This window comes from Franconibacter pulveris (assembly GCF_056780215.1).
In genome coordinates, this window is the sequence record NZ_CM165555.1 from 356,752 (window position 1) to 374,808 (window position 18,057).

At 53.5% G+C, this 18,057-nt stretch carries 16 protein-coding genes; 14 read left to right on the forward strand and 2 right to left on the reverse strand.

Features of this window, described 5'->3' with window-relative positions; all coding sequences use genetic code 11:
- Nucleotides 1-80 precede the first annotated feature (80 nt).
- The 4 genes from ACU4F7_RS01765 to ACU4F7_RS01780 all read left to right on the forward strand — a co-directional run bounded on the left by ACU4F7_RS01765 (nucleotide 81) and on the right by ACU4F7_RS01780 (nucleotide 3,015).
- Entirely contained in the window at nucleotides 81-449 is a 369-nt protein-coding gene (locus ACU4F7_RS01765) for a diacylglycerol kinase (protein WP_481637909.1), read from the forward strand.
- A 112-nt stretch (nucleotides 450-561) separates the two neighbouring features.
- The gene (gene lexA, locus ACU4F7_RS01770; RefSeq protein ID WP_029593161.1) at nucleotides 562-1,170 is read left to right on the forward strand and encodes a transcriptional repressor LexA; all 609 of its coding nucleotides are present in this window, start codon (nucleotides 562-564) and stop codon (nucleotides 1,168-1,170) included.
- An 83-nt stretch (nucleotides 1,171-1,253) separates the two neighbouring features.
- Complete coding sequence (gene dinF, locus ACU4F7_RS01775; protein WP_481637910.1) at nucleotides 1,254-2,588, forward strand: MATE family efflux transporter DinF; 1,335 nt, start codon at nucleotides 1,254-1,256, stop codon at nucleotides 2,586-2,588.
- 217 nt (nucleotides 2,589-2,805) lie between these two features.
- Nucleotides 2,806-3,015: a CsbD family protein gene (locus ACU4F7_RS01780; protein WP_024557312.1), complete on the forward strand. Its 210-nt coding sequence runs from the start codon at nucleotides 2,806-2,808 to the stop codon at nucleotides 3,013-3,015.
- 88 nt (nucleotides 3,016-3,103) lie between these two features.
- Here ACU4F7_RS01780 and zur read toward each other — a convergent pair whose 3' ends face one another.
- On the reverse strand, nucleotides 3,104-3,619 hold the full coding sequence (gene zur / locus ACU4F7_RS01785) for a zinc uptake transcriptional repressor Zur (protein WP_029593159.1): 516 nt from the start codon (nucleotides 3,617-3,619) through the stop codon (nucleotides 3,104-3,106).
- Nucleotides 3,620-3,728: 109 nt separating this feature from the next.
- On the opposite strand from zur, the gene ACU4F7_RS01790 reads away from it, so the two are divergent.
- The 4 genes from ACU4F7_RS01790 to pspG all read left to right on the forward strand — a co-directional run bounded on the left by ACU4F7_RS01790 (nucleotide 3,729) and on the right by pspG (nucleotide 7,165).
- The gene (locus ACU4F7_RS01790) at nucleotides 3,729-4,217 is read left to right on the forward strand and encodes a cupin domain-containing protein (protein WP_024557310.1); all 489 of its coding nucleotides are present in this window, start codon (nucleotides 3,729-3,731) and stop codon (nucleotides 4,215-4,217) included.
- 174 nt (nucleotides 4,218-4,391) lie between these two features.
- Nucleotides 4,392-5,696 carry a conjugal transfer protein TraF gene (locus ACU4F7_RS01795; protein WP_481637911.1) on the forward strand — a complete coding sequence of 435 codons (1,305 nt, stop codon included), beginning with the start codon at nucleotides 4,392-4,394 and terminating at the stop codon, nucleotides 5,694-5,696.
- A gap of 91 nt (nucleotides 5,697-5,787) precedes the next feature.
- The gene (gene dusA / locus ACU4F7_RS01800; RefSeq protein WP_481637912.1) at nucleotides 5,788-6,786 is read left to right on the forward strand and encodes a tRNA dihydrouridine(20/20a) synthase DusA; all 999 of its coding nucleotides are present in this window, start codon (nucleotides 5,788-5,790) and stop codon (nucleotides 6,784-6,786) included.
- A 136-nt stretch (nucleotides 6,787-6,922) separates the two neighbouring features.
- A complete protein-coding gene (pspG, locus tag ACU4F7_RS01805) occupies nucleotides 6,923-7,165 on the forward strand; it encodes an envelope stress response protein PspG (protein ID WP_024557307.1) in 243 nt (80 codons plus the stop codon).
- A 179-nt stretch (nucleotides 7,166-7,344) separates the two neighbouring features.
- Here pspG and ACU4F7_RS01810 read toward each other — a convergent pair whose 3' ends face one another.
- Entirely contained in the window at nucleotides 7,345-8,328 is a 984-nt protein-coding gene (locus ACU4F7_RS01810) for a quinone oxidoreductase (RefSeq protein WP_029593156.1), read from the reverse strand.
- A 130-nt stretch (nucleotides 8,329-8,458) separates the two neighbouring features.
- Between ACU4F7_RS01810 and dnaB the strand changes: the two genes are divergently transcribed.
- The 6 genes from dnaB (at nucleotide 8,459) to ACU4F7_RS01840 (ending at nucleotide 18,057) form a co-directional block, all read left to right on the forward strand.
- Nucleotides 8,459-9,865: a replicative DNA helicase gene (gene dnaB / locus ACU4F7_RS01815; protein ID WP_024559915.1), complete on the forward strand. Its 1,407-nt coding sequence runs from the start codon at nucleotides 8,459-8,461 to the stop codon at nucleotides 9,863-9,865.
- Nucleotides 9,866-10,020: 155 nt separating this feature from the next.
- Nucleotides 10,021-11,100, forward strand: coding sequence for an alanine racemase (gene alr, locus ACU4F7_RS01820; protein WP_481637913.1), 1,080 nt, complete (start codon nucleotides 10,021-10,023; stop codon nucleotides 11,098-11,100).
- Between the two features lie 254 nt (nucleotides 11,101-11,354).
- Nucleotides 11,355-12,548, forward strand: coding sequence for an aromatic amino acid transaminase (gene tyrB, locus ACU4F7_RS01825; RefSeq protein ID WP_481637914.1), 1,194 nt, complete (start codon nucleotides 11,355-11,357; stop codon nucleotides 12,546-12,548).
- A gap of 450 nt (nucleotides 12,549-12,998) precedes the next feature.
- Nucleotides 12,999-15,680 carry a two-partner secretion domain-containing protein gene (locus ACU4F7_RS01830; protein WP_481637915.1) on the forward strand — a complete coding sequence of 894 codons (2,682 nt, stop codon included), beginning with the start codon at nucleotides 12,999-13,001 and terminating at the stop codon, nucleotides 15,678-15,680.
- Nucleotides 15,681-15,809: 129 nt separating this feature from the next.
- On the forward strand, nucleotides 15,810-17,492 hold the full coding sequence (locus tag ACU4F7_RS01835) for a ShlB/FhaC/HecB family hemolysin secretion/activation protein (protein ID WP_481637916.1): 1,683 nt from the start codon (nucleotides 15,810-15,812) through the stop codon (nucleotides 17,490-17,492).
- Between the two features lie 148 nt (nucleotides 17,493-17,640).
- Nucleotides 17,641-18,057, forward strand: coding sequence for a secondary thiamine-phosphate synthase enzyme YjbQ (locus ACU4F7_RS01840; protein ID WP_029593151.1), 417 nt, complete (start codon nucleotides 17,641-17,643; stop codon nucleotides 18,055-18,057).

Here is an 18,057-nt window from a genome sequence, read left to right on the forward strand (position 1 = left end):
AAACGATGCGGAATTTCTGTGGTGCTTCGTTGTTGAGCGCAATAGCATTGACGCTGATAAATCAAAAAGGTTTCTTTTTCATGGCCAATAACACCACCGGACTCACCCGAATCATTAAAGCGGCAGGCTACTCCTGGAAAGGAATTAGCGCGGCATGGAGGAATGAGGCGGCGTTCCGCCAGGAAGGCGTGGCGACAATACTCGCCATACTTATCGCCTGCTGGCTGGATGTCGACCCAATTACCCGCGTGCTGCTGATTGGCTCCGTTTTGCTGGTGATGATTGTGGAAATCCTGAATAGCGCTATCGAAGCGGTGGTTGACCGCATCGGGCCTGAGTTCCATGAGCTTTCCGGCCGCGCCAAGGATATGGGTTCGGCGGCGGTGTTGCTGGCGATTATCCTTGCCCTTATCACCTGGGTCACGCTGCTGTGGCAGCATTTGCGATAAGTTTTCCAGAATTGGCCGCGCTGGCGCGCTTTTTTGCGGGTAAGGTGGTTTCAAAATCGCCTTTAGCTGTATATACTCACAGCATTCACTGTATATTCACCCAGGGGGCGGAATGAAAGCATTAACTACCAGGCAACAAGAGGTGTTTGATCTCATTCGGGATCATATCAGCCAGACCGGCATGCCGCCTACTCGTGCCGAAATCGCGCAGCGTCTGGGGTTCCGTTCGCCCAACGCGGCGGAAGAGCATTTAAAAGCGCTGGCGCGTAAAGGCGTTATTGAAATCGTTTCCGGCGCTTCCCGCGGCATTCGTCTGTTGCAGGAAGATGAAGAGGGCCTGCCGCTGGTGGGGCGCGTCGCCGCTGGCGAACCGCTGCTGGCGCAGCAGCATATCGAAGGCCACTACCAGGTCGACCCTTCTCTCTTTAAGCCGAGCGCGGATTTTCTGCTGCGCGTTAGCGGCATGTCGATGAAAGACATCGGCATTATGGATGGCGATCTGCTGGCGGTGCATAAAACGCAGGATGTGCGTAACGGCCAGGTCGTGGTGGCGCGTATCGATGATGAAGTCACCGTTAAGCGCCTGAAAAAGCAAGGCAACACCGTCGAGCTGCTGCCGGAAAACAACGAATTCAAACCTATTGTGGTTGACCTGCGCGAGCACACCTTCTCTATTGAAGGGTTGGCCGTAGGGGTCATCCGCAACGGCGAATGGCTTTAACGCTCGCCTGATTGATAAACACACCGCAACGCAGCGCCCCTCGTTGCGGTTTTTTTTATCTTCTTTTCTCAGACTGCGTCCCCATGCCTTTTTTCTCACAGACTGACCGCGCGCTCTGGCGGCTTGCGCTGCCGATGATTTTCTCCAACATCACCGTTCCCCTGCTGGGCCTCGTCGATACGGCGGTCATAGGCCATCTTGACAGCGCCGACTATCTGGGCGGCGTGGCCGTAGGCGCAACCACCACCAGCTTCCTCTTTATGCTGCTGCTTTTTCTGCGTATGAGCACCACCGGGCTGACCGCGCAAGCCTTCGGCGCTCAGGATCCTACCCGGCTTGCCCGCGCGCTGGTGCAGCCGATACTGCTGGCCGTGGGGGCGGGGCTGATTATTATGCTGTTGCGTACGCCGCTGATTGACCTGGCGCTGCATATTGTCGGCGGCAGCGAAGCGGTATTGATGCAGGCAAGGCGTTTTTTAGAGATTCGCTGGCTTAGCGCCCCCGCGTCGCTCGCCAACCTGGTGCTACTCGGCTGGCTGCTTGGCGTGCAGTATGCGCGCGCTCCAGTGATCCTGTTAGTTGTGGGAAACCTGCTTAACATCGCGCTCGATCTCTGGCTGGTCATGGGCTTGCATCTGAATGTCCGGGGAGCGGCGCTTGCCACCGCGCTTGCCGAGTACGCCACTTTCTTTCTTGGCTTGTGGATGGTAAAGGGCGTGCTGAACAGGCGCGGCATCGGCGTTTCAATGCTCGCCACGGCGTGGCGCGGCGAGTTTCGTCGCCTGCTGGCGCTTAATCGCGACATCATGCTGCGTTCGCTGCTCTTGCAGCTCTGCTTTGCCGCCGTAACCATTTTTGGCGCACGCCTTGGCAGCGAAGTGGTCGCAGTCAACGCCATCTTAATGACCTTTTTAACGTTTACCGCTTACGCGCTGGATGGGTTCGCTTATGCCGTCGAAGCGCATTCCGGGCAGGCTTATGGCGCGCGAGACGGAAGCCAACTGCTGGATGTCTGGCAGGCGGCGTGTCGGCAGGCGGGCATTGTGGCGCTGGCGTTTAGCCTCTGCTGGGCCTTTTTCGGCGAAACGGTTGTTTCACTGCTGACCTCACTGCCCGCCTTGCAGCAGCAGGCCGACAACTATTTGCCCTGGCAGGTCGTGCTGCCGATTATTGGCGTGTGGTGTTATCTGCTGGACGGTATGTTTATCGGCGCGACGCGCGCATCTGAGATGCGCAACAGCATGGCGGTGGCGGCGCTGGGGTTTGCCGTCACGCTGCTTACGCTGCCGTGGCTTGGCAATCATGGTCTGTGGCTGGCGCTGACCGTTTTTCTTGCGCTGCGCGGCCTGTCGCTTGGTTACCTCTGGCGAAAGCGCTGGCGAGAGCAAAGCTGGTTCTTGCCGACGAACCATCGTTAACCAGGTCAGGTAAGCGGGGAGCGCTACGCGGGGTTCCCCCCTCTTTTTTATGCCGCTGGTTTGTACGACTAAAGTCGACTCGATGGTTAAAAATTCTGAATCGGTCCGTCATCACCGCATCGCGAACTATAATAATAATCACGTCCAGCAGATATTAAGTATTCATCAGGACGTTGAATGGAGTTTCACTTACACGACCGAATAAGAGGACTTTACAATGAACAGAGACGAAGCCGGCGGTAACTGGAAACAGTTTAAAGGTAAAGTGAAAGAGCAATGGGGTAAATTAACCGACGATGATATGACCGTCATCGAAGGGAAACGTGACCAACTGGTAGGTAAAATCCAGGAACGTTACGGCTATGAGAAAGATCAGGCAGATAAAGAAGTTACGGACTGGGAAAGCCGTAATGATTACCGCTGGTAATCCAGCAAGCACCTCAAATGTGATACCCCTCTGAGGTTATCCTGCCCAGGTACAAGGACGTACCATCCCCGTTTTCTTCCCGGCGCTCTCAACGCGCTTTTTTCTTTATCACCACGCTGTGGTCATGCCCGCACTGTTCCGGATGACGGCACGCTTCTACTTCCACACAGGCCGCGCACAGACCATGCGCTTCAATAACATTATGCCGCAGGGCAAAACCTCGCTTTGCCGCCAGCGCATGCATAATATCTTCCACGCCTTCCGCCCGCTCTTCTTTTACCACGCCGCAGCGATCGCAGATAAACATCGCGGAGGTGTGCGTCGGCTGGTCGAAAAGGTGACACAGCACATAGCTGTTGGTGGATTCCACCTTGTGCACGAAGCCCTGTTCCAGCAAAAAATCGAGCGCACGGTATACGGTGGGCGGCTTAGCCTGCGGCTCCGTTTCCCGCAGCAGATCGAGCAGATCGTAGGCGCTGATAGCCCCTTCCTGCAGCGTCATCAGACGCAGCACTTCGAGGCGCTGCGGAGTCAGGCGCACGTTGCGTTGCAGACAGAGCTTTTCAGCCTGCGCTAACACCTCTTGCGAGAGTATCTTTTCCATCGGCATCCTCATAGGTCAGGGGAAACGCGCATTTTATCATGAACCGCGTAAAACGCCGACTCTCACCCATCTGTGTTATACCTGAATCACTCACAGAAGGAGGAAAACCATGCAGCGTCCTGATTTTATTCGTCACTGGCGGGAAGTGGAGGGGGAAGATGACTCACGTTATCCCGATAGCGAAGAGCTTTTTTCCATTGGCGCGCCGCTTGCGCGCAAGATGGGGCTGACCCGACTGGGCATTCATCATGAGCGCCTGCCGCCGGGCAGACGCACCTCTTACCCTCACGCCGAAAGCGAGGAAGAAGAGTTTGTTTATGTGCTGGAAGGCCACCCGGATGTCTGGATAAACGGCGAGCTCTGGCCGCTTGAACCTGGCGACAGCGTAGGGTTTCCCGCCGGCACGGGCATCTGTCACACTTTTATAAATAACACATCAAGCGAAGTCCGTTTATTGGTGTTAGGTGAGGCGAATAAACCTAAAAACCGTATTTATTACCCACTTAATGCTAATTATGCCGCTACACGGCAGGACAGATGGATAGATCATCCGCCGCAGTTCTTTGGCCCGCATAACGGGTTGCCTACAAGAAAGTGAAAGACTCATCTATAAATATTGTGTAGTAATTGAATGACATAAAACCATGGATGGGAATGATTGTTTAATGAGCGAATATGCGCACTTTATTACCTCTTGTTCACAGCAATAAACCATCCCCCGATATGTGATAACGGGCGGGGAAATTATCATCAAAGAAAAGACGGGTTAACTGTGAAAAAAATAATCAGACTTTCAGTGGCAGCCATCGCAGTAACGGTGGCGACTCAGGCGAGCGCGGCCAACACCTGGGCGGAAGCGCGCAATGACGCGATGGGCGGAACGGGCGTCGCGACGGCCAATTACGGCAGCGCGGCGTTCATCAACCCGGCGTTACTCGCCAAAGCACAACCGGAAGATGATGTAACGGTGATTCTGCCTTCCGTAAGCGCGCAGATTACCGATAAAGATAATCTTCAGGATGAAATCGATAGAATTAACGATCGTGTTGATTACTATGACGATGTGGTTGATAACCTGACCTTACAGCAGGTACTCCTTAACCCTGTCGGCACCCTTAATCAGTTCCAGGGAGCGGCGAGCGAGCTTGCCGATGAGCTGGACTATCTGCGCGGTAAAACCGCCAGCGCCAACGCGGCGGCGGGCATTTCTGTCGCCATTCCTAATGACGTGCTTTCTGTCGCTTTTATTGCTAAAGGCTATGCTCACGCGCGTGTCAGCACCTCTATTGATCAGCAAGATCTTACCTACCTGCGCAGCATTCAGAACAGCGATTCGGTGGCCTTGTTTGAAGCAGGGAAAGCGGCTGTGCTCGGCTCTGACGAAATTACCCGCAACCTGAACTCTGTCGCGTTCGGTCGTGCGGCGATTGTTTCTGATTACGGCATTGCGCTGGCGCGTCAGTTTGATTTTGGCGGCGTGCCCGTGTCGTTTGGCGTAACGCCGAAGATCCAGAAAACCTGGCTCTATAACTACACCGCCTCTATTTATGACTATGACAGCGATGACCTGAGGAGCAGCCGCTACCGTACAGATAATACCGGCTTTAACATTGACGCCGGTGTCGCAGCGGATCTGGGGCAGAACTGGACGGTGGGTCTGACGGGGCAAAACCTTGTTTCTCGCGATCTCGATACAAAAAGCATAGAAGTACGTAACGGCCGCACGGGCGAGGTTGTGAACTATAAGGACACCTATCAAATCCGGCCGTTAGTGACCGCAGGCGTGGCGTGGCACAACGACCTGGTCACCGTAACGGCGGATGGCGATCTGACCGAAACCAAAGGCTTTAAGAGTGAAGGTAACTCGCAGTTTGTGGGCGTAGGCGCGGAAGTGCGTCCGCTTGACTGGCTGGCGATGCGTGCGGGTTTCCGCGCGGATGTGAAAGATAATGAGAGCAACGTCTTTACTGCGGGCGTCGGCTTTGCGCCGTTTAACCGTGTTCACCTTGACCTTACCGGTCTGGTGGGCGAGGACGACACCTGGGGCGCAGGCGCGCAGTTGAGCCTGACGTTCTGATAACCAACAGGGGCGCAGCAGTGCGCCCCTGCGCAAGCTTTATGCTATAGTAGCGCCCCTTTTTGCCCGAACCACACTACGCTTAGCTACTATGTCGCCAGAAACCAAACATTCTCTTCTTCCCCCGCACCGTTTTTCCATCGCGCCGATGCTCGACTGGACGGACCGCCATTGCCGCTATTTTCTGCGTTTGCTGTCGCGCAATACGCTGCTCTATACCGAAATGGTCACTACCGGAGCCATCATTCATGGTAAAGGGGATTACCTGGCTTACAGCGAAGAAGAGCATCCGCTGGCATTGCAGCTTGGCGGCAGCGATCCACAGGCGCTGGCCCACTGCGCAAAGCTTGCAGAAGCGCGGGGCTATGACGAAATCAACCTGAACGTCGGTTGCCCTTCCGACCGCGTGCAGAACGGCCGCTTCGGCGCCTGTCTGATGGGCGAGGCGCAACTCGTGGCGGATTGCGTTAAAGCGATGCGCGATGTGGTTTCCATTCCGGTGACGGTAAAAACCCGCATCGGCATTGACGACCAGGACAGCTATGAATTCCTGTGCGATTTTATCGGCACCGTGGCGGAAAAGGGCGGTTGTGAGATGTTTATCATCCATGCCCGTAAAGCGTGGCTGTCCGGCTTAAGCCCGAAAGAGAACCGTGAGATCCCGCCGCTGGATTACCCGCGCGTCTATCAGTTGAAGCGTGACTTTCCGCAGCTGACGATGGCCATTAACGGCGGCATTAAATCGCTTGAGGAAGCCAAAGCGCACCTCAAGCACGTTGATGGCGTGATGGTGGGGCGCGAGGCGTATCAGAATCCAGGCATCCTCGCCTGTGTCGATCGTGAAATTTTCGGCGCGCAAGCCGCGGATGCCGACCCGGTTGCGGTAGTGCGCGCCATGTATCCTTATATTGAGCGCGAGCTCAGCAACGGCACTTATCTCGGCCACATTACCCGTCATATGCTCGGCCTGTTCCAGGGGATTCCTGGCGCGCGTCAATGGCGCCGTTATCTGAGCGAGAACGCCCACAAAGCGGGCGCAGACATTGCCGTGCTGGAACAAGCGCTGCAGCTGGTAGCTAATAAGCGCTAAAAGTTAACTAAAACCTGGTGAATTTGACCACGCCCCGCTGATAAAAAGCGGGGCGTTTTCTTTAAAAACAGCAGCTTAAATTTTGGCATGGTTCTTGTAATAACTCTTCCAGTACTACCTTATTCGGGAGAGAGCCATGTTTGAACTGCTTTTTGTGGTCGCCTTTTTTCTGATGCTGCTGGCGACAGGCGTATCGTTGCTGGGCATCATTGCGGCTATTTTCGTCGCCACGCTGGTGATGTTTGTCGGCGGGCTATTTGCGCTGATGATTAAACTGTTGCCCTGGCTGTTGCTTGCCGTCGCGGCGGTGTGGGCTATCCGCGCTATCAAAGCGCCGAAGCTGCCGCGTTATTCGCGCGCTAATCGTTGGCGTTGTTAAGAGTTGCGGAGGCGATCACAACCTTGCAACTTTTCAGGCGTCAGAGGGTAAGCGGCCATATTATTTGCTTATTAAATCTGTCACTATGAAAACGTTATGACACGAATTCATCGCAGCTGTACCCTACATACAGCGCAAATAAAAAAGAAAGGGCTTCCTGCGGGAAGCCCTAATTATTTCTACGGAATCAACAGGCTGGAGCCCTGCGTCGTGCGGCTTTCCAGCGTCTGGTGGGCCCGCGCCGCCTCGGCGAGCGGGAACCGTTGCTGCTCCGTCACGTCTACCTTGATAACACCGCTGGCGATAAGTGAAAAAAGCTCATTGCTCGCCTCGTCCATCTCTTCACGGTTTGTCAGGTAACCGTTAAGGGAAGGGCGGGTGACATAAAGCGAGCCTTTCTGGTTAAGGATGCCGAGATTCACGCCGGTCACCGGGCCGGAGGCGTTGCCAAAACTCACCATCAACCCGCGGCGCTGCAGGCAGTCCAGGGACGACTCCCAGGTATCTTTGCCTACCGAGTCATAAACCACGCGCACCTTTTTCCCGCCGGTCAGCTCCCGAATGCGCTCCGGGACGTTCTCTTCACGGTAGTTAATCATCTGCCAGGCGCCCGCCTGTTTAGCGCGCTGCATCTTCTCCGCCGACCCGGCGGTGCCAATGAGCTTCGCGCCCAGCGCTTTGGCCCACTGACAGGCAATCAGCCCTACGCCGCCTGCTGCTGCGTGGAACAGAAACATTTCGTCTGGTTTGATTTCGTAGGTTTTACGCAGCAGATAAAAAACGGTCAGCCCTTTCAAAAACGATGCCGCGGCCTGCTCGAAGGAGATGGCGTTCGGCAATACCGCAACTTTGTCTGCCAGAACATTATGCACCTCGCTGTAGGCGCCGAGCGCCGACTGAGCGTAAACCACCCGGTCGCCTTCTTTGATATGCTTAACCGCGCTTCCTGTTTTGCTCACCACGCCTGCCGCTTCGGTGCCGAGGCCGCTCGGCATTGACGGCGGCGGATAGAGGCCGCTGCGGATATACGTATCGATATAGTTAATGCCGATGGCTTTGTTTTCCACCTGCACTTCATTTTCCGCCGGGTCGCCAGGGGTAAACTCCACCGCTTTTAGCACGTCAGGCCCGCCGTGCTGGCTAAACTCAATACGCGTCGCCATAGTAACTCCTTGTTTTATTCAGGGGGGAGGAGGAGTATCGTTCGCGAATGCAATTGAGCACTGCGCGACGCAAATCAGCTTGGTATACTCCCCTTCTCTCAGATGATGACTTTTGGTAACTCCATTCACTATGGCAGGAAATAAACCCTTCAACAAACCCACTGAAGCCCGCGACCCGCAGGTTGACGGCCTGAAAATGCCGCCGCATTCCATCGAAGCGGAACAGTCGGTGTTGGGCGGTTTAATGCTGGACAACGAACGCTGGGACGATGTGGCCGAGCGCGTTGTGGCAGAGGATTTTTATACCCGCCAGCACCGCATCATTTTCACCGAAATGCACCGTCTGCAGGAGACGGGGAAACCCATCGACCTGATTACGCTTTCGGAATCGCTGGAACTGCAGGGGCAGCTTGAGAACGTGGGCGGCTTCGCCTATCTGGCGGAGCTTTCGAAAAATACGCCAAGCGCCGCAAACATCAGCGCTTATGCAGATATCGTGCGTGAACGCGCCGTCGTGCGCGATATGATAACGGTAGCGAATGAAATTGCCGACGCGGGTTACGACCCCCAGGGGCGCAGCAGTGAAGACCTGCTCGACCTGGCGGAATCCCGCGTTTTCCAGATTGCTGAAAACCGCGCGAATAAAGACGAAGGTCCCAAGAGCATCGATCAGATCCTCGAAGCCACCGTCGCGCGTATTGAAACGCTCTATCAACAACCGCATGACGGCGTCACGGGCGTGGATACCGGCTATCAGGATCTCAACAAGAAAACCGCCGGCCTGCAGCGTTCAGACCTTATTATCGTGGCGGCGCGTCCCTCCATGGGGAAAACCACATTCGCCATGAACCTGTGCGAAAACGCCGCCATGTTGCAGGATAAGCCGGTGCTGATTTTCTCGCTGGAGATGCCCTCTGAGCAGATCATGATGCGTATGCTGGCGTCGCTGTCTCGCGTGGACCAGACCCGTATTCGTACCGGCCAACTGGACGATGAAGACTGGGCGCGCATTTCCGGCACCATGGGCATTCTGCTTGAGAAGCGCAATATGTATATTGACGACTCCTCGGGCCTGACGCCCACCGAAGTCCGTTCGCGCGCGCGACGCATTTATCGCGAGCACGGCGGCATCGGCCTGATTATGGTGGACTACCTGCAGCTGATGCGCGTGCCTTCGCTCTCCGATAACCGTACGCTGGAAATCGCTGAGATCTCCCGCTCGCTCAAAGCGCTGGCGAAAGAGTTGCAGGTGCCGGTGGTGGCGCTTTCGCAGCTTAACCGCTCGCTGGAGCAGCGCGCGGACAAGCGTCCGGTAAACTCGGACCTGCGTGAGTCAGGCTCTATCGAGCAGGACGCCGACCTGATTATGTTCATTTACCGTGATGAGGTTTATCACGAAAACAGCGACCTGAAAGGCATTGCGGAAATCATTATCGGTAAACAGCGTAACGGCCCTATCGGTACGGTACGCCTGACCTTTAATGGGCAGTGGTCGCGCTTTGATAACTATGCCGGCCCGCAATACGACGACGAATGAATAATTTGGCTATCTTGCTTGCGATTTTGGGCTTGGGCAGTGCTCGCCATCCTCACGTACTGCAGTACGCTCCGGTGGCTGCGCGCTGGCCGCACCCAAACTCGCTGCGCCGATAACGCCAAATTGCCGGGTTGACTGAAAATAAAGGAATAAACATGCAAGCGGCAACTGTGGTAGTAAACCGCCGCGCTCTGCGTCACAACCTGCAACGCCTGCGCGAACTGGCTCCGTCCAGCCGTCTGGTGGCGGTGGTGAAAGCAAACGCCTATGGGCACGGTCTGCTGGAGACCGCGCAATCGCTCCCCGATGCCGACGCTTTCGGCGTCGCTCGCCTTGAAGAGGCGCTTCGCCTGCGCGAAGGCGGCATCACTCAACCTGTTCTGCTGCTGGAAGGCTTCTTTAACGCGGCCGATTTGCCCATCCTTGCCGCGCAGCATTTCCATACCGCTATTCATACCCCCGAACAGCTCGCCGCGCTGGAGCAGGCCGACTTGCCGGAACCGATTAATGTCTGGATGAAGCTTGATACCGGCATGCATCGCCTTGGCGTGCGCCCGGAAGAGGCTGACGCGTTTTATGCGCGCCTGACGGCTTGTCGAAACGTGCGCCAGCCGGTAAACATCGTCAGCCATTTTGCCCGCGCGGATGAGCCGGAGTGCGGCGCTACTGAACGCCAGCTCGCTATTTTTACCCGCTTCACCGAAGGCAAGCCCGGGCTGCGCTCCATTGCCGCTTCCGGCGGCGTTTTGCTGTGGCCGCAGTCCCATTTTGACTGGGTGAGGCCGGGAATTATCCTCTATGGCGTATCGCCGCTTGAAGGCGGTTCGCGCGCGAGCGATTTTGGCTTCCAGCCGGTTATGTCGCTCACCTCAAGCCTCATTGCGGTGCGCGAACATAAAGCAGGCGAGCCGGTAGGCTACGGCGGCACCTGGGTTAGCCACCGCGATACGCGTCTTGGCGTGATTGCGCTGGGCTATGGCGACGGCTATCCACGCAGCGCGCCTTCAGGCACGCCGGTGCGGGTGAACGGCCGTGAGGTGCCGATAGTCGGTCGTGTGGCGATGGATATGATCTGCGTCGATTTAGGCCCCGATGCGCAGGAAAAGGCTGGCGACAGCGTCATTATGTGGGGCGACGATTTGCCCGTTGAGCGCATCGCGGCAATCACAAAAGTGAGTGCTTACGAACTTGTCACTCGCCTGACGTCACGGGTGGCGATGCGCTATATCGACTAGCTAAAGGGGGGCGGGGCGGCGCTGATCCAGGCTTTACCGTCGGCAACTGAGCCGACGCGTGATGCGGCCAGACGGGGTTTATTCCATAGGGCGGGTAAACTACAGCCTACCCGCCACGGGAGAAACGTCAGAAAAATCGTCAGGCCTGCTCACCCCAGGCTTGCCTGCGCCTCGCGCCAATATCCTTCTCGATCTCCTGACTTATCCGGTTTATTGTGGGTGAACATCACACCGTAAATCAGGAGAACCCCAGCGTGTTTCAGAACGTTGACGCTTATGCCGGCGACCCCATCCTTTCGCTGATGGAGCGTTTCAAAGAAGATCCCCGTCAGGACAAAGTGAACCTCAGCATTGGCCTTTATTACAACGAAGAAGGGGTTATCCCGCAGTTACAGGCTGTAGCAGAAGCGGAAGCGCGGCTGAATGCGCAGCCACACGGCGCGTCGCTTTATCTGCCGATGGAAGGGTTGAATAGCTACCGCAACAGCATTGCGCCGCTGCTGTTTGGCGCAGACCATCCAGCGCTGCGTGAAGGCCGTATCGCCACGATCCAGACCTTAGGCGGCTCCGGCGCGCTGAAAGTGGGCGCTGACTTCCTCAAGCGCTACTTCCCCGCTTCGCAAGTTTGGGTCAGCGACCCTACCTGGGAAAACCACGTCGCCATCTTTAACGGCGCTGGCTTCGAAGTGAATACTTACCCATGGTTTGATGAAGAGACCAAAGGCGTACGTTTTGAGGCGCTGCTGGAAACGCTGAATACGCTGCCTGCGCAAAGTATCGTGTTGCTGCATCCGTGCTGCCATAACCCGACCGGCTCCGATCTCACGGATAAACAGTGGGATGCGGTGACGGAAATTCTGAAATCTCGCGAGCTGATCCCGTTCCTCGACATCGCCTATCAAGGCTTCGGCGCGGGTATGGAAGAAGATGCTTACGCCATTCGCGCTATCGCCAGCGCCGGGCTGCCGACGCTGGTCAGCAACTCATTCTCGAAGATTTTCTCTCTCTATGGCGAGCGCGTGGGGGGGCTTTCCGTCGTATGCGAAGACGCCGATGCGGCAGGACGCGTCCTGGGCCAGCTAAAAGCGACAGTACGTCGTAACTACTCTAGCCCGCCGAATTTCGGCGCGCAGGTGGTGGCGACCGTGCTGGGCGATACCGGCCTTAAAGCGAGCTGGCTTGCTGAAGTGGAAACCATGCGCAGCCGTATTCTCACCATGCGTCAGACGCTGGTGGATGTACTGAAACAAGCGATGCCGGGGCGAGATTTTGACTACCTGCTTAAGCAGCGCGGCATGTTCAGCTATACCGGCTTAAGCGCCGCTCAGGTAGACCGGCTACGTGAGGAGTTTGGCGTGTATCTGATTGCCAGCGGCCGTATGTGCGTAGCGGGCCTGAACAGCCGCAACGTGCACCGAGTGGCGCAGGCGTTCGCTGCCGTAATGTAAGGCGAAACGGACAATAATGAAAAACACTACGTTATCGTAGTGTTTTTTTATACATGGCCCTTAGAAAATATGAATTAGCGCTCTGTATATGTAAAGAAATAATAATTTATTAAGTTAGTGAATTTAATTCCTTGCATGAATTCCCTGACTTGTATTCTTCTTTTTTTAGACAGTATTTTCATTATAAATTAATTTTTTCCTAAAATTATATTTTTAGAATTGATATGAATTTCATGGCTGTATAACATAGAAATTACAAGTGCGCTTTCTAAGTCCTGGAATTTTCTTCTGCAGAAAAGCTTTATTACAAATCGCTGCTATAGCAAACCGCTTTCCAATATAAAAATAGTTTTGTTTTTTCTTCAACCAGAGGCGGAAATTTCTTTGCCTCTGAGGGGAAAGACAAAATTAAACATAAAAAGGCATATAGAAATAATTTAAGGAAATGTTATGAAAAATAAAGGACTGCATAACATGAAGAACAGTCATCATGTTCTTCATGCAAATTTAGCGCCGGTTTGTTTCGCAACAATGCTGGCTCTGGGAATGGTATTGCCTGTACAGGCTGCCATAGTCGCGGATAACTCTGCCGCTAATCAACCTTCTGTGCATACTGGCGCGAATGGCGCTACCATCGTTGACATTAATAAAGCCAGCGCGGAAGGCGTATCACACAACGTTTATTCGCAGTTCAACGTCGACCAGAACGGCGTCATTCTCAATAACAGCGGTGGTGCAACAAACACCCAACTGGCCGGACAGATTAACGGCAACGCCAACATGGCTGGCGGCAGCGCGAAGGTGATTCTGAACGAAGTCCGCTCTGCCGATCCCAGCCAGTTGAACGGTATGGTGGAAGTGGCGGGGCAGTCCGCTCAGGTTATTATCGCGAACCCGTCAGGGATAACCTGCAACGGGTGCGGTTTCATCAATACCAACCACGCTACGCTGACTACTGGCACCGCCAGCATTGATGCCCAGGGTAAAGTAAATGGCCTGGATGTGAAGAAAGGCCAGATTGTTATTACCGGCAAAGGCATGGATACCTCTTCCACGCAGTACACCGATATCATTGCTCGTTCAGTTAAAGTGAATGCGCAGCTCAAAGCAAATGAACTGAACATCACTACAGGCAGCAACCATATCGACAAGAATGGTCGCGTGAAAGCCATCGCTGCAACCGGCGATGCGCCGGAGCTGGCGCTGGATGTCTCTTCACTGGGCTCCATGTACGCCAACAAAATTTATATGAAAGGTACTGAAGCGGGTGTAGGCGTACGCCTCGATCATGCTGACCTGACGGCGACGGATAGCCTGTCTATTGATGTCAACGGCACTATCAATAACAACGGCGGCCATTTATCGGCCAAAAACAGCGTCATGCTGAACAGCCAACAGGATGTACTGAACAGTAATAGCCAGATTACTGCGGACGGCGATGTCATGGTTTCGGCACAAGGTAGTGTTGATAACCACGGCGGCAAAATCAAAGGCGGCAACGTTAACGTTTATGGCGGCAAAACCGTAAACAACGCGGGCGGCTCTATTCATGGCACCCAGGCTGTAGACATAATATCGAATGCCCTGAATAATACCGATGGCGATATCACGAGCGACGGTAATATTACTATCAACCGTGGCAGTTACAACTACTATAACTCCTCTAAAACAGATGGCGTGGTTAACAAGAATGGTCATATTAACGCTAAAGGCAATATGACCATCGACTCCGCTAATGTTTATAACGAGGATGGTTCTATCAGTGCCAATAGCTCACTGAATATCAACACCGGTACGCTGAACAACAATAAAGGTGTAATTGCTTCTGGTAACGCTAATGATGCGACCTGGACTCAAATTACCGCCAGTGAGCTGAAGAATGATAACGGCAGCATTACGGCTACTGGCGAAAATAGCGAGCTGATGGTGATGGGCAACAACGCGCTGACTAACCATGACGGCAGCATTGTTGGCGAAGGAAATGTCACCTTTAATGGCGTGGTCGACAACTCTGCAGGTAAGATTGGTGCAGGCAAATACATGCATATGTATGTGAATGGCTATGCCTCCGACGCAGACAGTTCATTAACGTCTGGCCAGAATATGGATTTGATGGTGAACGGTACATTCCAGAACGCAGGCGCTGTCAAGTCGGGTCAGGACCTGTTGATGTCTCTGGGCGGAAGTGGCTGGTACGGTAATTCAGGCTCTGCTTCAAACACTGGTATCATCGATGCAGCTGGTCGTTTGTCTGTTCAGTCGAATAGCAATGTATTCGATAATAGCGGAAGCATCTCGGCGAACCAAATGGACTGGCAGATCATCGATCTGTACAACCGCGGTTCCATTGACAGCCGTGGCGATATGAATTTCAACGCCAATAATATCAATAACTTTGCTCAGGGCAAGATTAGCGCCGGTAACGATATGAATGTTTACACCTCAGCGCTGATGAATGAAAAAGATGGTCAGATTGAGGCGGGACATTCTGCGTCGTTTAATCTGACCAATAACTTCGATAATACTGGCGAAATCAAAGCCACTAATGATGTTAATGTCACCTCGTTAAGTTATCGTCCGGCTAGCTATGCTAATAAAGGTAATATCCTGGGCGGTGATAATGTTAACATTAACTTTGCTGGCAGCCATTTCTCTAACATCGGCACCATTCAAGGCGACAAAGCCGTTAATATCGAGGCTAATTCCTTGTATAACGCCGGCAATATCAGCAGCACTGGCAACGTTACCCTTGCTAGCGCTAACGATATTACCAACGACGCTAGCGGAAAAATTACAGGCGACAAAGTGATTACTCGTGGCCGCGTTAATAACATGGGTGAAATTACCCAGACTGGCGATGAAACCGACAGCGCTGATAATGGCAACACCACGCCGGATAATGGTAATGTTACCCCAGATAACGGTAATAACACCCCAGATAACGGCGATACAATCGCAGACAATACCCAACATGCCGATGGTTTCGATGGTAACGGCGGCGTCTGGATCAATGGCGTTAACTATGCCAGCGGTAAAGAAGTAAACGGCGTGTATATCCGTAGCGTACAAACCTACCCGGATGGTTCATTCATCATCTTTGCGGGTGCAGGTAGTTTCTACGGTAAGTTTTAATAATTAGTGAGTAGTACGATAAACATAACGCTCTATTTTATATAGAGCGTTATTTTCTATTAATTGATTTTATAGTTGTAATGGCTATTTCTGTCGGCATAGATGAAAGTAGAGTGAAAAGGATTTTACATGGTTGTTAATAAATTTAGCGCTTACGGAGCCATTCTTTCTGCGCTGTTCGGCATTCACTCTCCTGTTTATGCTGAAGTCATGGCGAGCCAACAGGCGCTAAGCCAGCAGCAGCAAGATGAAGCCAGACGAAATCAGCTTGCTCCCGAAGCTAAATCGCTCCTTTCATCTGATGCTGAACGTATCAGTGATGAAATGGCCATACCGCAGGAAAAGCCCTGCTACAACATTACGCGTATTGTTTTAGAAAACCGGGAAGCACTTCCACACTGGATGGTTTTTCGAGATTTAACCCGTCAGGCTGAGGGGAAATGTATTGGCGTTAACGGCATTAGGTCGCTCTATAAAGCAGTACAAAACCGCTTGATCTCTCATGGCTATATTACAACGCGCGTGCTGGTGCCAGAGCAGGATTTAAGTAAAGGAACGCTTACGCTGCGTGTGCTGCCCGGAAAAATCAGCGACATTATTTTTAAAGGCGATTCGGGGAAATATATCCATGCATTAAATAACTTCCCGGAGCGAAAGGGAGACCTGCTCGATCTCCGCGGCCTGGAGCAAGGAATTGAAAACTTACAACGCGTCCCGGGTTCTACGGCTGAAATAAACCTCGTTCCTGGGGCTAAGCCTGGTGAAACCCAGGTAGAAGTCAGCCGCAAACAACTTAAATCCTGGCGGCTTGGCGCCTGGGCCGATGATTCAGGCAGTAAATATACCGGACGCTATCAGAGCGGCCTGGCGCTCTATCTGGACAACCCAACCTCCCTGAATGACACTTTTTATGCGGCCTATGGCGGCGGGGTAAAAAACGAAGACGGACGCCGCAGCGATAACGTCTCTGCTTTCTATTCTGTCCCATGGGGATACTGGCTGATGGAATTTTACGGCAGTAAATACCGTTATACCCAAACCATTCATAGCGGTGATTTTAGTTATCTTTACAGCGGCATTGAAAAATTAGTTACCGCCCAGTTAAGCCGGGTTATTTATCGCAGCGCCAGTCAAAAAACGACTTTCAAGTTAAAAGCAATTAAACGCGACTCCACCTATAACCTCAATGATGTGGAGGTCGAGGTGCAGCGCCGCGATACCAGCAGCTGGAAACTCAACCTTGAGCATCTTGCTTATTTTGCCTTTGGACAACTTAAAGCCAGCCTCGGCTATCAGCGAGCTGCGCACTGGTTCGGCGAAAAACCGGATGCGGAAGAAGTAGTAGGCAGCGCGGATTCGCAGGCGCGTATTATTACTCTGGGCGTGGACGGCACCTTCCCGTTCCGTCTGGGCAAGCTGTCGATGAGCTATGAGCCGCATTTCATGTCGCAAACTTCTGCGGACAAATTAACGCAACCTGATAAATTCACTATCGGCAACCGTTGGACGGTACGCGGATTTGATGGTGAAACGACGCTCTATGCCGATAAAGGCTGGTATCTGCGTAACGATCTTAATCTGAACCTGCCGCAATGGGGCATGCAGCCTTACATTGGGGTGGATTATGGCGAAGTTCGCGGTTCCAAAAATGATTACTGGAGCGGCAAACATATTGCCGGGGCGGCGGCAGGCATCCGGGGCGTAAAAGGTAAATTCGGCTACGACCTTTTTGTTGGCGCGCCCTTACTCAAACCCGCAGAGATGCACACCAGCCCCGTAACGGTTGGTTTTGCCGTACAGTGGCAATATTAACAGCGACCTGCAAAGGCATAAAAACGGGCTTCGGCCCGTTCCGGTAATGGTATTGCCGCTTTTTTTCCCTAAAACAACTTCCTGATTTTACCTTTCGTCCATCAGGCTACACACTTAACAGGATTGATTTCTGTTTAGGGAGTAGCTTATGTGGTGCCAACAGACTGTGACGCTGAACGCGAAGCCGAGAGGGTTTCATCTGGTAACGGAGGAGATCCTCCACCAGATAGAAGGGCTTTCCCGGATCAACGTTGGGTTACTGCATCTGCTCCTTCAGCATACTTCCGCCTCCCTGACGCTGAATGAAAATTGCGATCCCTCTGTCCGCCGGGATATGGAACGCTACTTTTTGCAGGCTGTGCCGGATAACGCCCCGTACGAGCATGATTATGAAGGCCCGGATGATATGCCTTCGCATATCAAATCGTCGACGCTCGGCGTTTCTTTGCTGTTGCCGGTTCATCGCGGACAGGTGCAGTTGGGGACCTGGCAAGGGATTTGGCTGGGAGAACATCGCATTGACGGCGGTTCGCGCCGGATTGTCGCCACACTACAAGGGGAATAA

Excerpts from the sequence above, each read along its gene's own strand:
- ACU4F7_RS01765 (WP_481637909.1), top strand. The coding sequence starts at position 81 with ATGGCCAATAACACCACCGGACTCACCCGAATCATTAAAGCGGCAGGC.
- lexA (WP_029593161.1), top strand. The coding sequence starts at position 562 with ATGAAAGCATTAACTACCAGGCAACAAGAGGTGTTTGATCTCATTCGG.
- dinF (WP_481637910.1), top strand. The coding sequence starts at position 1,254 with ATGCCTTTTTTCTCACAGACTGACCGCGCGCTCTGGCGGCTTGCGCTG.
- ACU4F7_RS01780 (WP_024557312.1), top strand. The coding sequence starts at position 2,806 with ATGAACAGAGACGAAGCCGGCGGTAACTGGAAACAGTTTAAAGGTAAA.
- zur (WP_029593159.1), bottom strand. The coding sequence starts at position 3,619 with ATGGAAAAGATACTCTCGCAAGAGGTGTTAGCGCAGGCTGAAAAGCTC.
- ACU4F7_RS01790 (WP_024557310.1), top strand. The coding sequence starts at position 3,729 with ATGCAGCGTCCTGATTTTATTCGTCACTGGCGGGAAGTGGAGGGGGAA.
- dusA (WP_481637912.1), top strand. The coding sequence starts at position 5,788 with ATGTCGCCAGAAACCAAACATTCTCTTCTTCCCCCGCACCGTTTTTCC.
- pspG (WP_024557307.1), top strand. The coding sequence starts at position 6,923 with ATGTTTGAACTGCTTTTTGTGGTCGCCTTTTTTCTGATGCTGCTGGCG.
- ACU4F7_RS01810 (WP_029593156.1), bottom strand. The coding sequence starts at position 8,328 with ATGGCGACGCGTATTGAGTTTAGCCAGCACGGCGGGCCTGACGTGCTA.
- dnaB (WP_024559915.1), top strand. The coding sequence starts at position 8,459 with ATGGCAGGAAATAAACCCTTCAACAAACCCACTGAAGCCCGCGACCCG.
- alr (WP_481637913.1), top strand. The coding sequence starts at position 10,021 with ATGCAAGCGGCAACTGTGGTAGTAAACCGCCGCGCTCTGCGTCACAAC.
- ACU4F7_RS01830 (WP_481637915.1), top strand. The coding sequence starts at position 12,999 with ATGAAAAATAAAGGACTGCATAACATGAAGAACAGTCATCATGTTCTT.
- ACU4F7_RS01835 (WP_481637916.1), top strand. The coding sequence starts at position 15,810 with ATGGTTGTTAATAAATTTAGCGCTTACGGAGCCATTCTTTCTGCGCTG.
- ACU4F7_RS01840 (WP_029593151.1), top strand. The coding sequence starts at position 17,641 with ATGTGGTGCCAACAGACTGTGACGCTGAACGCGAAGCCGAGAGGGTTT.